Source organism: Labilibaculum sp. K2S, from assembly GCF_030372765.1.
In the GTDB taxonomy this organism is placed as follows: Bacteria; Bacteroidota; Bacteroidia; order Bacteroidales; family Marinifilaceae; genus Labilibaculum.
The window spans coordinates 1-13,581 of record NZ_JAUCMW010000035.1; the positions used below are offsets into that span (position 1 = coordinate 1).

17 protein-coding genes are annotated in these 13,581 nt (G+C 34.7%); 5 read left to right on the top strand and 12 right to left on the bottom strand.

Annotation, left to right across the window (positions count from 1 at the left end):
* Positions 1-452: 452 nt before the first annotated feature.
* The gene (locus tag QUH73_RS20040; RefSeq protein ID WP_289532227.1) at positions 453-833 is read left to right on the top strand and encodes a C-GCAxxG-C-C family (seleno)protein; all 381 of its coding nucleotides are present in this window, start codon (positions 453-455) and stop codon (positions 831-833) included.
* Positions 833-1,231: an 8-oxo-dGTP diphosphatase MutT gene (mutT, locus tag QUH73_RS20045; protein ID WP_289532228.1), complete on the top strand. Its 399-nt coding sequence runs from the start codon at positions 833-835 to the stop codon at positions 1,229-1,231. Before QUH73_RS20040 ends, mutT begins: the two co-directional genes overlap by 1 nt.
* Here mutT and folK read toward each other — a convergent pair.
* From folK to QUH73_RS20060, 3 genes are read right to left on the bottom strand one after another with little or no spacing between them, the layout of a single operon-like run.
* Positions 1,217-1,591, bottom strand: a complete 375-nt coding sequence (gene folK / locus QUH73_RS20050; protein WP_289532229.1) for a 2-amino-4-hydroxy-6-hydroxymethyldihydropteridine diphosphokinase — start codon at positions 1,589-1,591, stop codon at positions 1,217-1,219. The genes mutT and folK overlap by 15 nt on opposite strands.
* 28 nt (positions 1,592-1,619) lie before the next feature.
* A complete protein-coding gene (gene folX / locus QUH73_RS20055) occupies positions 1,620-1,982 on the bottom strand; it encodes a dihydroneopterin triphosphate 2'-epimerase (protein WP_289532230.1) in 363 nt (120 codons plus the stop codon).
* 10 nt (positions 1,983-1,992) lie between these two features.
* The gene (locus tag QUH73_RS20060) at positions 1,993-2,715 is read right to left on the bottom strand and encodes an SDR family NAD(P)-dependent oxidoreductase (protein ID WP_289532231.1); all 723 of its coding nucleotides are present in this window, start codon (positions 2,713-2,715) and stop codon (positions 1,993-1,995) included.
* A gap of 184 nt (positions 2,716-2,899) precedes the next feature.
* On the opposite strand from QUH73_RS20060, the gene QUH73_RS20065 reads away from it, so the two are divergent.
* Entirely contained in the window at positions 2,900-3,559 is a 660-nt protein-coding gene (locus tag QUH73_RS20065) for a B3/B4 domain-containing protein (protein ID WP_289532232.1), read from the top strand.
* A 65-nt stretch (positions 3,560-3,624) separates the two neighbouring features.
* Here QUH73_RS20065 and QUH73_RS20070 read toward each other — a convergent pair whose 3' ends face one another.
* The 7 genes from QUH73_RS20070 to QUH73_RS20100 all read right to left on the bottom strand — a co-directional run bounded on the left by QUH73_RS20070 (position 3,625) and on the right by QUH73_RS20100 (position 9,794).
* Entirely contained in the window at positions 3,625-4,341 is a 717-nt protein-coding gene (locus QUH73_RS20070) for an energy transducer TonB (RefSeq protein ID WP_289532233.1), read from the bottom strand.
* Positions 4,342-4,523: 182 nt separating this feature from the next.
* Entirely contained in the window at positions 4,524-5,222 is a 699-nt protein-coding gene (locus QUH73_RS20075) for an energy transducer TonB (protein WP_289532234.1), read from the bottom strand.
* Positions 5,223-5,309: 87 nt separating this feature from the next.
* Positions 5,310-6,014 (bottom strand): energy transducer TonB, encoded by a 705-nt coding sequence (locus QUH73_RS20080; protein ID WP_289532235.1) that lies wholly within the window; start codon positions 6,012-6,014, stop codon positions 5,310-5,312.
* Positions 6,015-6,115: 101 nt separating this feature from the next.
* Positions 6,116-7,894 carry a M56 family metallopeptidase gene (locus QUH73_RS20085; protein ID WP_289532236.1) on the bottom strand — a complete coding sequence of 593 codons (1,779 nt, stop codon included), beginning with the start codon at positions 7,892-7,894 and terminating at the stop codon, positions 6,116-6,118.
* 56 nt (positions 7,895-7,950) lie between these two features.
* Positions 7,951-8,325, bottom strand: coding sequence for a BlaI/MecI/CopY family transcriptional regulator (locus QUH73_RS20090; protein ID WP_101262091.1), 375 nt, complete (start codon positions 8,323-8,325; stop codon positions 7,951-7,953).
* Positions 8,326-8,452: 127 nt separating this feature from the next.
* Entirely contained in the window at positions 8,453-9,232 is a 780-nt protein-coding gene (locus tag QUH73_RS20095; RefSeq protein WP_289532237.1) for an amidohydrolase, read from the bottom strand.
* Between the two features lie 13 nt (positions 9,233-9,245).
* Positions 9,246-9,794 (bottom strand): 1-acyl-sn-glycerol-3-phosphate acyltransferase, encoded by a 549-nt coding sequence (locus QUH73_RS20100; protein ID WP_289532238.1) that lies wholly within the window; start codon positions 9,792-9,794, stop codon positions 9,246-9,248.
* 183 nt (positions 9,795-9,977) lie between these two features.
* On the opposite strand from QUH73_RS20100, the gene QUH73_RS20105 reads away from it, so the two are divergent.
* Both QUH73_RS20105 and QUH73_RS20110 read left to right on the top strand, forming a co-directional pair.
* Complete coding sequence (locus tag QUH73_RS20105; RefSeq protein WP_289532239.1) at positions 9,978-10,988, top strand: YitT family protein; 1,011 nt, start codon at positions 9,978-9,980, stop codon at positions 10,986-10,988.
* Positions 10,989-11,015: 27 nt separating this feature from the next.
* Positions 11,016-11,441 carry a pyridoxamine 5'-phosphate oxidase family protein gene (locus tag QUH73_RS20110; RefSeq protein WP_289532240.1) on the top strand — a complete coding sequence of 142 codons (426 nt, stop codon included), beginning with the start codon at positions 11,016-11,018 and terminating at the stop codon, positions 11,439-11,441.
* 23 nt (positions 11,442-11,464) lie between these two features.
* Here QUH73_RS20110 and QUH73_RS20115 read toward each other — a convergent pair whose 3' ends face one another.
* Complete coding sequence (locus QUH73_RS20115) at positions 11,465-12,190, bottom strand: RNA polymerase sigma factor (protein ID WP_289532241.1); 726 nt, start codon at positions 12,188-12,190, stop codon at positions 11,465-11,467.
* Between the two features lie 128 nt (positions 12,191-12,318).
* Positions 12,319-13,128, bottom strand: a complete 810-nt coding sequence (locus QUH73_RS20120) for an SDR family oxidoreductase (RefSeq protein WP_289532242.1) — start codon at positions 13,126-13,128, stop codon at positions 12,319-12,321.
* Between the last annotated feature and the right edge of the window lie 453 nt (positions 13,129-13,581).

A 13,581-nucleotide genomic window follows, 5' to 3' on the forward strand; every position in this document is an offset into this window, starting at 1 on the left:
ATTTGTTTGACCTATTTACCTATAAAACAACACTTTAATAATCGAACTCAGGTTAATAGAATCAGAGAAAATGGGTTTCGTGTATCGGGAGAACCAAAAACAACAGGAGATGCTTATTCCGAAAGTGTAATTTTGGATCCCGAGGAGAACAACATTGAAATAACCGAATGACTTTAAACTTTCGGCTAAAAATAATTTCGCTTAAAAACAGTTATATTTTTCCTCTAACTCCGTCTAAATCATAAAAATTTAGACGTGAAATACATATCCTCCTAATCATAGGAATAAAAATACAAGCCGAAATCCCCCTATTCTCTTCGCTGATTTTCTCCATTATAATAACGAACAATGCCATTCTTTTTTCACATATATGTTGAAGAAGCATACTAATGTTTGGATAATATTTTTGGAAAAGCCTACATTTGCTTGTTATCAAAGCAATATTTTAATCAATGAGCTTTTCAAATAAAGAGACAAAGGCCGATATAGCCTTAAAATACTTTCACAAACCGCCTGTTTATTACAACTGCGCTCAGGCTATCTACAAAGCTTTTCAGGAAGAGTTTAGGATTACCAATGATGAGATAAATGAGTGTTCAAAAGATGGCAATGGAAAAGCAAAGGGTGGCAATTGCGGTGCTTATCATGCGGCTTTAGAATTACTAAAAGACAAGCCTGAATTATTAGCTGAATTCACCAGACGTTTTCAAGAAAAATCAGAATACCTGACTTGTTTCGATATCAAATTCAACTACAGCATGTCCTGCAAAAATTTGGTGCGACTGGCATCCGATCTACTCGAAGAATTAACGCCGTTATCTTCCAATAGCTAATGAAACCAATCAAAGTTACCGCTGCAATAATTATTAAAAACAGGAAGATATTTGTTGCCCAACGAAGTAAGGATGATGAATTATCCGGCAAATGGGAATTCCCAGGTGGTAAAATTGAATCTGACGAAACACCTCAGGAATGCCTCAAGAGAGAACTGTTTGAAGAATTTGGAATTGAAACAAAAGTTCTTGATTATTTTGGAGAGAGCATATTTGATTATGGCAACAAGTCAATTCACTTGCTGAGCTATTTTGTAGAACATCTGTCGGGTGAATTAATCCTGCAAGTTCATCAAAATTACAAATGGATTGAGCTTAGCGAATTAGATCATATTGACTGGGCTGCTGCTGATATTGAGCTTGCGAAACAATTAAAACAGAAATTAACCGAACAATAGCTCATCCACCGATTTCTTTAAAAAATCTCTTGAATGGTAGTCCTCATCCACAATTTCATCATTCCATACAACAATATCTAAATCGATTATACGCGGACCAAATTTCGGAAGACTTCTGTCCCTTCCCATTTTATCCTCCAATTGTTTCAAATACAAATTGAATTCCTCACGGCAGTGATGCGTTCTTAACCTCACGGCTCCATTAATAAAATCCTCCTGATTGGTAATTCCAATCGGTGCTGTTCTAATCCATTTGGAATGTTTTTTCAGCAAATGATCTTTCGACAAAAGACACAGCATCTTTCGAATGTTTTCTGTTGGATTAATATTCGATCCTATACCTACTATACAATCGTTCATTATATATTGATTTAGTGAAATTTCCGTTTTAAGAAACGCCTTTTCTGTATGCCTCTAATTCAATTGATACAGATTCAGCAAAACGCAAAGCATGAGGTTTATCCACCTCCACTTTTGCCCACTCCACTTGGGGATTCATCAAAATTACATCCAATACTTGCCGGGTCAAATTCTCCAACATTTTAAATTTACCTTCCTGCACAAGCACAATCACCTTTTTTGTTATTGTTTTGTAATTGTATGAATTATCAACATCATCATTAGCTATAGCGTTCTCCACATCTGCCTTAATGGTCATATTAATCACAACATCTTGTTTGTTACGCAATTCGTCCTCATTAAATCCAATATAAGTTCTAATCAACAAATTTTTCACACGAATTATTGCCATAAATTACAGTTTATAAGAGTTGTTCACCTCCGTCGCAATACAAAATTTGCCCGGTTAGGTTCTGATTTGCCAATATATAATCCAATGATTGCAAGATGGGTTCAATTCCACCGGAAATTTTCATTGGTGTTTTTTCCGCCAGTCGCTGCAAATATTCCTCTCCCTGATCCACCGGAGCAAGAGTTGCTCCGGGAGCTATACCATTGACTCTAATTTTAGGTGCAAATTCAAGCGCTGCCATTTTTGTTAAATGAGCCAATCCAACTTTCGACAAACTGTAAGCCGCATACAAATTTGAATAGCTTTCAATTCTAGTATCCAACAAGTTTATAATCAAACCTTTTTCACTATTCATAGCATAATCCCTTGACAGAATAAAAGGAGCAAATAAATTCACATTCATCTGATCCTGAAACAACTTTACCGAAGTCTCTTGAATTACTCCTGAATTAAAAACAGATGCATTATTTATTAAAACGTCAATCTTCTCAAAATGCAATAAAACCTTATCAATTAAACGATCTGTGTCTTGAGTAGAATTCAAATCACTTTTAAAAATCTTGAATTTTTGTTCCGGATATTTATTCACCAAATCTGTCTGCAACGAAATTGCATCATTTTTAGAGGAATTGTAGTGAATGGCAATACTAAAACCATTCTTTGCCATATGCATAGCAATAAATTTTCCAATTCGCTTTGCAGCTCCAGTTATTAAAGCAGTTTTACAAGTCATTTTTTCAGTCGTTATCATTTAAAGTTAACGAATATCTTTCCTGATAAAAAGTTTATGATAAAATTTTTTCTGATTCTGTAATTAAATTTATTCCTGTTATTAATTGCGATAAAATAAGTAGAATCTGTATTTTGCATTCAAATTGTTAATCTGTCAAAATACCGATTAACGAATGAAAATTGATATGACTAAAATCGAAATAGAAGCAGAACTAAAACAAATTTGTCCATCTCTTCGCCTGGGCATTATTCAATGCAGGATAAACACGAAAGAAGAATGTCCGGATCTATGGCAGGTAATTAATGAAAACACAGTAAACATTCAACAAAATCTGGCCATTTCAGGAATTGTAGATATCCCAAGTATTAATAGTTCAAAAAAAGGATATCGGGCAGTTGGAAAAGACCCCAGCAGGTATCGCTTGTCAGCAGAATCTTTGTTACGAAGAATTGTAAATGGGAAAGGATTGTACAAAATAAATAATGTGGTAGATTTATTAAATTTGGTGTCTATTACAAGTGGGTTTTCAATTGGCGGATACAATGCTGACAAAATAGAAGGTGTCGTTCGCTTTGGCATTGGAAAAGCTGACGAAGCCTACGAAGGAATCGGACGAGGATCTTTAAATATAGATAAACTGCCCGTTTTCAGAGATGATCTGGGAGCATTTGGAAGTCCTACAAGCGATTCTTTACGAACCCAAATCGACGAAACATGTAAAAACTTTCTCATGATCATTATTAGTTTTCAGGCTGAAAAAGCTTTGCCTGAAGCAATGAATTTAGCAATTGATCTGTTAAAAAAACATGCAGAAGCTAAAGAAATTCAATCTGTGATACTATAAAATAAATAAAGCCTGCTAAATGATTCAGCAGGCTTTACTTTTATTTGTCTGTATTGTTTTATCTATTACTGAAGTACAAAGTTTATCACAACGGAATAAGAAACTTTCACCGGCTTTCCCCTTTGCTTACCTGGTTGGAATTTGGGCAAATTTCGAATTACACGCAGAGCTTCCTGATCCAATGAAGGGTCAATTCCCCTAAGCAATTCTACTTTTGAAATACTCCCATCTTTCCCAACAATAAAACTAACAAAAACCCTTCCCGTTATTCCATTTTCCTGCGCAATAACAGGATATCTGATACTCGAATTGATGTGTCTGTACAATTCTAAATTACCTTCAACATTGTTTTTGCAGATATCAGGCCTAAATATTGGCATTTCCTCTACAATCACGAAAATTTTCGCTTCATCGTCAACCTCTTCCTCAACAAATACTTCTTGTGGAGCGATTTCAAATTCAGTTTCCTGATTTAAGTTTTCTTCAACGATTTCAATTTCATTTTCTAACTCGGTATTGTTTTCAACAATCGTAATTACATCTGTTAATTGAATTTTTGGTGGTAATTTGGGTTTTTCTTTAATTTCTTCCTGTCTGGTAATTGGAATTATTTCTTCATCCAATTTTAAATCAACCAGATTTCTAATTTCAACAACCTCTCTTACTCTTGTAGGCCATTCAAAAGATATTAAAGTTAATGCTAAGGCCATAACCAACCCAATTTCAAAAAACAATGATTTTCGTTTTTCCAAATCAGCATTTGGATTCTTTTTGGGAATCATAGCTAAACATTTTAAATATTAAAGTACAGTTTCCATAGTGACAAAAAACCAAACATCACTAAAAACATCTAATAATGTTCAGCTTATGTCCTCATAAGAGGATGAGTTCAAAGAACTATTTAAGTATACGGATTTAAGCTGTAATAGTTGCAAACTTCTGAAGACTTATGTATAACTAAAACCTATTGCAAAACAAAATTAATATAGCCTGAAAACCAAACCGGTACTTTTTTATTAAATTGTTTGCCAGGTTTAAATTTTGGTAAATTCTGCACCACACGAACAACTTCTTCATCCAATAAAGGATCCACCTTACGTATCACCTGAATATTTGATATGTTCCCATCGCTTGTTACAACAAATTTCACAAATACTTTCCCGTGAATATTTGACTCCTGAGCAGTTATTGGATACCTAACCATTCTTTGCATGGTAATAAACAAGTCTTTGCACCCCTCTTCATAGGTTTTATTTTTTTGAGGATTAAAAATTGGCATCTCCTCTACGCTCACAAAAGGACTCATTTCTTCTGATATTTCCTCTTCATAGGCTGGTTGTTCTAATATCTCCTCGTTAGGATCTCCAAACGAATCCTCAGGAATATATTCCTCTTCAGGCTCTTCTTCAATCACCAACAGGTCAATCAGATCTATTTTCCTGACTTTTGGCAGCTCCATTTTTTTCTCCGGTTCACGAAAAGTTACTGCTGTTAATTCTTCCATATCATCAATCGAATCAAATACAATATCTTCAGGTTCATTCATTGGTACTTTATATTCAAAGGCCATTAGCACAAATAAGAAACTAATTAAGAAACCAATCTGTAAAAACAGTACTCTCTTCTTCTCTAAATTATATCGGGAATTCTTTTTCACTTGCATAATCATGAGTTTTTTTGGTGAAACATTTAATGGTTATTCATTCATCATTAAACTAATTTTTTAGTTATACGATTCAAAAAAAAAGTTCTATTGCAATACAAACGAAATGTACCCACTGAACCAAACACTTACCGGTTTGTTTCTTTGCATTCCCGGTTTAAATTTTGGCAGATTTTGTACGACACGAATCGCTTCTTTATCCAGAGAAGGATCAACAGGTCTCATTACTTGAATCTGTTCAATATTTCCTGTTTTTGTAACTACAAATCGAACATACACCTTTCCTTCAATCCCATTTTCCTGTGCCACAATAGGATATTTGGTCATTTTTTGCATGGTTATAAACAAATCTTTTAGTCCCTCTTCATAGGTATTATTCTTTTTAGGATTAAATATTGGCATTTGCTCTACCCTTACAAATGGTACATCTTCAACATTTTCCTCGACATCCTCTTTTACATCTGCAATAACATAGGAATCATCTTCAGATACATTGGAATCAATAATTTCCAAATCATCAACTTCATCATCATCTTCAACTAAAGTTAATTCTGTTAAAATCATTTCTTTAATTTTAGGAATTTCTTTTGGCTGAGGTTTATCCTGCACGGTTATGGGAATAATTTCGTCCATTTCTTCAAGAACATCAAAATCCAGATCTGCCGTTTTTCCAACCGGGGTTTTATACTCAAAAGCCATTAATACAATTATAAGACTTAAAAGGAATCCGATTTGTAAAAATAAACCTCGTTTTTTTTCCAAATCATAGCGGGGGTTTTTCTTAACTTCCATAATAAAGGGTTTTTGGTTAGACAATATAAATTGGTTTGGTTTTAATCCTAAGAAGTTAGTTCTATAACTAAATTCTTAGTTAATATACGTAAAAAAATTTATTAGTTCAAAGAAAAACGAATAGGAATTGTATATTTAACCTCAACTTTTTTTCCGTGTTGCTCACCGGGCACCCAATTAGGCATGCTGTTAATAACACGTAAGGCTTCCTTATTTAATTCAATATTTGCTCCTTTTATTACTTTAGCCTTTGCAACACTACCGTCAGTCCTCACAACAAACTGAACAAAAACCTGACCTTCGTAGCCTTGTTCGGCAGCCAAAACAGGATATTGAATTTTTCTTGCGATATATTTTCTCAAATTGCCATTTGCCTCAGTAAACTGTGGCATTTTCTCTACTACAAAATATTCTTTGCTCTTATTCACATTAGTTTTAAGAACATTTTCCAGATGATAGTCGGATGAATTCTTGATTCTTGAATACAAAGGATCCGGCGAATCAACAGGCTTATCGATTAAATCTTTTAGCTGAAAATTAATAGGAACAGTATATGCAATATTCACAAATTCACCATCTTTTTTTCCCGGATTCCATTTAGGAAGAGACGATACAACCCGTAAAGCTTCACGATCTAACAAAGGATTAACTTTTCTTGCCAAAGCAGTATTAATAACTCTCCCTTCTTTATTAATCACAAAAGAAACAAAAACACGACCTTCAATCTGCTTAGTTTGAGCCAGCTTAGGATACTTAACATTTTTTGCCAGGTATTTTTGAAGGGCAATTACACCACCCGGAAAAACAGGCATTTCATCAGTTATGGTCTTTATTTCTTCAGGGTTGATTGTTTCTTTATACTCCAGCTTATTGATTTTGTGAGTGACTAATTGCGGTGAGAATTCATTTTTTGTTTCAGAATAAAAATTTACTGGTTCGCTTCGTAAGGAAGAAAATATATTCAAGTCCACCGGCAGTAACTCTTTAAATGAGAATTCTGTATCTAACTTTTCTTCCTCCTTAATTGTAAAAGCAAAAGCTGATAACAGAACCACAAAAATTGGTATAATAAGCAAGAGTTTTACCAGAGCAATTCTTGGTGTTTTTATTCTACCAAGCATCGAGATTCTTTTTTTCAGTGTTGACTGACCAAAATTATTTGCTAAACGAAACAAATCACCACCTGCAAATTGATTCACAATATGCATCTTGTACTCGTTCGCATTTACAGATCCGTTTACAACCTTATCATCGGCCAAATATTCATGTACTTCCTGAATTGATGACTTATAGAACCAAACAACAGGATTTAACCAAAATATAACGGTGAGAATTTCAATCATTAACAAATCGAAAGTATGAAGCTGATCTACATGTACCCTCTCGTGTGCTAAAATGGAAGAAAAATTGGACTTTTGGTAATCAGCTTTACTAATGAAAACAGAATTTAGAAACGAAAAAGGAGGATAATCATCATTCATGATCACTAGTCGAAATCCCTTTTCACGTAAAATCTTACTGCTTTTTGTCCAGGAAAATAACTGAAATAAATTTTTAAAAAATCGGATCGAAAAAAGAAATACTCCCAAAATATAAACTACACCTAAGTATTGGTACCATGTAAGAGCTTTTTTCACTGTTGCCGTAACAACAACCTCTTCGAGCATATTGCTGTTTAAATACTGCTGCGAGGCTATAACTACAGCATCTAAAACATGAAATGAATTTTCTATCGAACTCTTAGGTTCGGGTTGAAAAGGTATTTCCAATGTTGGAATTAATACCGAGGCAAGTAACGTGAGCAAAAGGAACAGGCGGTTCACTCTAAAAAAAGTATCCCTTTTTAGAAACAACCAATACAAGGCATAAAAAAACGCCATGCATATTGCTGATTGCAAAAAATATAAGATTATGCCTGTGATCATTTACTATTAGCTTATCTACTTTGCTTTTTTATTTGCTCTTCAACCATTCTTTTCACTTCTTCCAATTCCGATAAACTCACTTGCTCTTCTTTAGCGAAAAATGAAACCATATCACGATAAGAATTCGAAAAATAATTGCGAACGAAGCCTTTCATAAACTTCCGGGTATATTCTTTTTTCCCCATTAAAGGAAAGTACTGATGACTTTTACCGTAAGCAATATGACTCACAAAACCTTTCTTCTCAAGGATTCGTGTAATGGTGGATATAGTATTGTAAGCAGGTTTGGGTTCAGGTATTTTCTCTATAATTTCCTTTACAAATGCATTTTCAAGATCCCATAGGATTTGCATCACCTGTTCTTCTGCTCTAGTTAATTCTTTCATTGATTTTATTTTAGGATATTTCTAGACATAAATATATAACTATAAACTTAGTTTTACAAATCCCCGAAAGCACATTATTACCACAAAACAATAATTCACTATTAATCAGACAAATACTTGATGAATTCTAACTTATTTGAAATGAATCTGCATCTAAATGAACAGGAAATTTCCTTCTGAATTCATTCAATTCATCTAAATTTAATTGCAGAGTAGTAATTTCTTCGATGTGATCGGCACATTTTCCAACAAGCTGACCTTTTGCGTTAAAAAGAGCTGAATCTCCGGCATAAGAAAGTCCCAAACCATCAAATCCAATTCGATTTACTCCAACAACAAACGACTGATTTTCAATTGCCCGTGCTTTCAAAAGCGTATTCCAAACATCTCTTCGGGCTTCGGGCCAGTTGGCAACATACAACAAAATATCATAATCATTCTGATTGCGGCTCCATACCGGAAAACGTAAATCATAACAAACCAAAGGACAGATTCTCCATTTCCCAAGATAGAAGACAACCCGATCATTCCCATTTGAAAAGTGGTGGTGTTCCTCTCCCATTCTAAACAAATGACGCTTATCGTAAAAGCAGATAATCTTTTCACTATCTACACAGTGCAAACGGTTAAAATATTCGCCGTTTTCCTCTACAATTATACTTCCAAGAAGAACAGCATTTAATTCTCCGGCTTGATTTTTCATCCAGTCAAGGGTCATCTTAGCTTTTGGCGCAATCAGATTTGTATTCTCCATCATAAAGCCTGACGAGAACATCTCAGGCAGAACAATTAAATCAGTCTGATTTTTTAGAGGTAACAGCAGATTCGAAATTTTATTCAGATTCTCATCAACATTTCCCCAAACCAATTCTAATTGAACTAAACTAACTTTTAGGGTATCGGACATCTTATTCTTTTGGTTACAATCCTGTTGTAAAATTCGCCGGATATTTAGGCTTACAATTGATATACTTGCTTTTAATCTTAATCATATCCTTCTCTACATGGCCCGTTGGATAAAAAGCTTCACCACAAGTTAAGGTTTTTTCCTCATAGTTAATTTCAGCCAAATAAATAGGAACATTTGCCTTTAGTGCGATAAAGTAGAAACCCTTTTTCCACTCAGAACGAAGGCTGCGACTCCCTTCCGGTGCAATTGACAAATACAAGGACTCACGACTCGCAAATTCTTTAACCAGTTCATCAGTCATATTTCCTTTCGCTGAGCGATTAACAGGAATTACTCCCCACGATTTCCAGATGTACTTAAGAGGAAACACGAACATCTCTTTTTTCATTAAAACTTTTGTAGGAATATTATAAGATGAAAAAGCAAGCTTTCCCCAAACAAAATCCCAGTTTGAAGTATGTGGAACCGCAATCACAACAGCCTTCTTAACCTGCGGTATATCTCCAATATATTTCCACCCAAACAATTGCATTAGTAACTTACTAATTTTAGCCTTCATTGTCTCTCATATTTGATCGTGATGCAAAACAATCAATTCTTTACTAACAAAACAACAGCAATTCAATTTATTTTAACAGAAAAATATCTTGTGAAGCTCCATAAATCTCAATAAAAACTATTATTTTGTAAAAAATCCAAATAAGCTTTAAGATTAATTCCAACTCCATAAATCATAATCGTTTTGACTTTTATACAAAAAGATACTCTCTTTTCAAGTAAATGGTTCTATAATTATACCATTCTAATTTTTGGTGCATTTGTTGTTGCTGCCGGATTTGTTTTTTTTATTATTCCTCATGGAATTGTACCGGGTACTGTCTACGGTTTAGGTATTGTCATTAACAAACTTACAATTGGATTGTTCCCTCATGGCATTTTTGGCACATTAAATCCTGCTGATTACGATGGTTTTTTCTCAGGTATACTCTATCAATTCTTGGATTATTCGAATGACTTGTTTAGAAAGTACGGGGGAGGAATTCCTGTTGGATTAGCTAGTTTGGCCATAAATATTCCGTTGTGCTTTATTGGCATAAAATTATTAGGTCCCCGTTTTGGTGTCAGAACCTTTATATCATTCATTTTATGCGCATTATTCATAGATATATTAAGCACTTGGTGGGGATTCATTCCATTGGTAGATGATGTGCTGCTATCCTGTATTTTCGGCGGAATCTTTATTGGTTTTGGTTTAGGTCTGATCATTAAAGCCCGGGCGAGTTCTGTCGGAACAGACATTATCGCCATGATTGGCGCAAAATATAGCAGACTTCCAGTTGGACAGCTTGTTATTTATGTTGATTCCCTGATTATTTTAAGTAGTTTGTACATTAAAATGGATTGGCAAATTCCATTGTATTCATGGATCGTACTTTTTATTATTGGAAAAGTTACTGATATCACCTTACAGGGTTCTACTTACGAAAAAGCCTTATTTATTATTTCTGATAAACATGAAGAAATCAGAGCCAAAATCACCGATGATTTCAATCTTAACGGAACTATTATAAAAGGCAACAGAACACTTGATTTAAAGGAAAAATCGATAATTTTTATTGTTGTGAACAGAAGAGAATTGTCGATGCTGCAAGATTACATACACTCTATTGACCCAATAGCGTTTGTTTCTGTAATGGAAACCAATGAAATTTTAGGCAAAGGGTTCAAATCACTTACTGATCGTTTAGAATAAAATCACCCAGGTTAACTTTAAGTACTTATGAAAGATTTAATAAAATTACTTAACCAGCACAAAGATCTTGCTTTAGCAACAGTTAATGATCAAGGAAGTCCTAAGGTGAGAATCTTTCGCATTATGCAATTGAATGAACAGGAATTGTTCTTTTCCACCGCAAAAAACAAAGAAGTATACCTGCAATTGAAAGAAAACCCAAAAATTGAAATGGTGAGCTGGCACGATCAGGTTTCCATTCGCGTGGCAGGCACAGCCTTCTTCGATGTATCTGATGAAATGCAGCTAAAAATATTCGAAGAAAGCAAAATCCTTCAGGATATCTACCAATCGGTTGAGAATCCGAATTTAACTTTCTTTAGAGTAAAGATGGAATGGGTCGAATTGTTTGATTTGAACTCAATTCCTCCCCAACGGAAATTTTTCGATAGAACAGATCCCTCTGCTGAGTAGTTGTGATAAATCTATTTTATGAATCACTTAAAAATTCTCGGGAAAGAACTTCGCCAATTCCTCTTCTGTATTTCTTTTATTTCCAAAAGCAACTGATCGGAACAGTTGGATGGCATAGCCGCATTGCCAATTTTTAAGAATAGTTGAAAAAGCTCTTTGTCAGCCCCGGTTACATCAGACAAATCCATTCGTGAAAAATACAGCCGAAGCTGTTCTTCCTCTTCTACTGTCGATTTTCCCGAATAATATTTAAACAGGACTTCATTACTCTTCGAACCTGAAAAAATACCATTTGGATCTATTCTCGCTCTAATGGCTTTTCTTACCTCCGACAGAATAGACTGTACATTATTAATTCCTAAGTCCACAACAATAGAGATATCATCCATATGTAACCGAACCATAGAACGCAAACACATTACTTCGGCCTGTACAGGTGACAAATCTTGAGTCAGGAGACAAAAACGAGTTAAATCCGGATTGGTATCAGCTAATAAATTATTTGCAGAAGCCGGAGATATTCTTTTTTCGCAACCAGTGGCTGCTTTAAGTCTGGCCAACTTTCTTGCAATCTTAAACACATAAATCATATCGGTATGGCTAAATTTCTTTCGCTCTTTCCAACATTCCTCAATTGTTAAGCTTACCACCTCAAGAGTTTCCTCCTGATTTCTCAATAAGCAATATACGTAATAGTAGATCTTATCCGCACTGGAGAAGATAAACGTATTAAAATGTGATTTATCCATTGGTATATGTAGTAGTAGTTATTGCGAATCATTTATCACAATAGTGCCGTATACTGGTATCGCCGGTAAAAGTTACGCCAAGAAAAAATGTGTACTTACGAATTAAATACACATGTCTCTTTTGGTTTCTATTTTAAGGGAGAATCCGGCTCTTTAGCCATATGACTATAGGTTAACTTTTCCAATAATGAAGGAAACCATTTCTTGAGCCAAACGGTTAATTTTCCTTCCATAAATGTCATGATCAGTTCCCGTTTTCGTTTTACTACAGCAATGGCAATTAAACGGGCACATTCTTCTGCGCTCATCATTTTACTTTCGTCGCGGGGGGTTTCACCCTGCATCGATCCATCAGCTGTTAAGGCAACATTTCGAACATTTGAGGCTGTGAAACCAGGCGCCGCTACCAACACATGAACACCGGTTTTTAGGTTTTCGACCCGTAAGGTATCCAGAAAACCACGAATAGCATATTTTGATGCCGAATATCCCGATCTGGCAGGTAAACCAATATAACCGGCAATTGAGATTACTCCTACAACAGATCCTTTTGATTTAGTAATGTATGGCATTGCAAATTTGGTACAGAACACCGTTCCCCAAAAATTAACATCCATCAAATTTTTAATGACCGACAAATCCAAATCAGAAAAAAGAGCTCTCATCGAAATACCCGCATTGTTTATCAGCACATCAACTCCACCAAATCGATTTACGGTCTCTGTTATCAGATTTTTACAATCATCTTCAACACTTACATCCGTTTTAACAGTTAAAACCTCATTGCCCAAAGCCAGAATACTTTCTTCCACTTCTTTTAACTTTTCAAGATTTCTTGCAGCTAAAACAATTTTCGATCCACGGGAAGCAAATTCTAAAGCCAATGCCTTTCCTATTCCAGAAGAAGCTCCTGTAATCACAACAATTTTTTGTTTCATGAAAGAGATATATTAACAGATTATAAGTCGCAGAAAGTAATTCCCGCCATTTTTTAAACGACTACAAATTTAAAAATATTTTAATGTATTGAAATGTTTAAACCGTAAAATCAAGTTTAGTGGCTGATTAAGCCAGAATTTACTCCTATCGGTTCCCTTATTAAAACAGTTCCTCAGAACAAAAAACAGGCCATTATCATAAGGAATTTAGGGCTATTTTAAAAAAATGATCTTTTTTCTCACCAATATTTCTTTCCACTATCAAATTACGAACCAATACAATAAAGCAAACCCACCTCACTTCCTCTTGGGAAATATGGATATTTCTGCCATTTTCAGTTTGCGATTTCCATTTAATCACTCTATATTTGCATCGCTTTAAAAAACGAAGTTTATCTGATTCCTTAGCTCAGCTGGTAGAGCACATCACTTTTAATGATGGGGTCCTGGGTT

Bases quoted from the DNA above. Each gene is read 5' to 3' on its own strand.
- QUH73_RS20040 (WP_289532227.1), top strand. From the start codon at position 453: ATGAGCTTTTCAAATAAAGAGACAAAGGCCGATATAGCCTTAAAATAC.
- mutT (WP_289532228.1), top strand. From the start codon at position 833: ATGAAACCAATCAAAGTTACCGCTGCAATAATTATTAAAAACAGGAAG.
- folK (WP_289532229.1), bottom strand. From the start codon at position 1,591: ATGAACGATTGTATAGTAGGTATAGGATCGAATATTAATCCAACAGAA.
- folX (WP_289532230.1), bottom strand. From the start codon at position 1,982: ATGGCAATAATTCGTGTGAAAAATTTGTTGATTAGAACTTATATTGGA.
- QUH73_RS20060 (WP_289532231.1), bottom strand. From the start codon at position 2,715: ATGACTTGTAAAACTGCTTTAATAACTGGAGCTGCAAAGCGAATTGGA.
- QUH73_RS20065 (WP_289532232.1), top strand. From the start codon at position 2,900: ATGACTAAAATCGAAATAGAAGCAGAACTAAAACAAATTTGTCCATCT.
- QUH73_RS20070 (WP_289532233.1), bottom strand. From the start codon at position 4,341: ATGATTCCCAAAAAGAATCCAAATGCTGATTTGGAAAAACGAAAATCA.
- QUH73_RS20075 (WP_289532234.1), bottom strand. From the start codon at position 5,222: ATGCAAGTGAAAAAGAATTCCCGATATAATTTAGAGAAGAAGAGAGTA.
- QUH73_RS20080 (WP_289532235.1), bottom strand. From the start codon at position 6,014: ATGGAAGTTAAGAAAAACCCCCGCTATGATTTGGAAAAAAAACGAGGT.
- QUH73_RS20085 (WP_289532236.1), bottom strand. From the start codon at position 7,894: ATGGCGTTTTTTTATGCCTTGTATTGGTTGTTTCTAAAAAGGGATACT.
- QUH73_RS20090 (WP_101262091.1), bottom strand. From the start codon at position 8,325: ATGAAAGAATTAACTAGAGCAGAAGAACAGGTGATGCAAATCCTATGG.
- QUH73_RS20095 (WP_289532237.1), bottom strand. From the start codon at position 9,232: ATGTCCGATACCCTAAAAGTTAGTTTAGTTCAATTAGAATTGGTTTGG.
- QUH73_RS20100 (WP_289532238.1), bottom strand. From the start codon at position 9,794: ATGAAGGCTAAAATTAGTAAGTTACTAATGCAATTGTTTGGGTGGAAA.
- QUH73_RS20110 (WP_289532240.1), top strand. From the start codon at position 11,016: ATGAAAGATTTAATAAAATTACTTAACCAGCACAAAGATCTTGCTTTA.
- QUH73_RS20115 (WP_289532241.1), bottom strand. From the start codon at position 12,190: ATGGATAAATCACATTTTAATACGTTTATCTTCTCCAGTGCGGATAAG.
- QUH73_RS20120 (WP_289532242.1), bottom strand. From the start codon at position 13,128: ATGAAACAAAAAATTGTTGTGATTACAGGAGCTTCTTCTGGAATAGGA.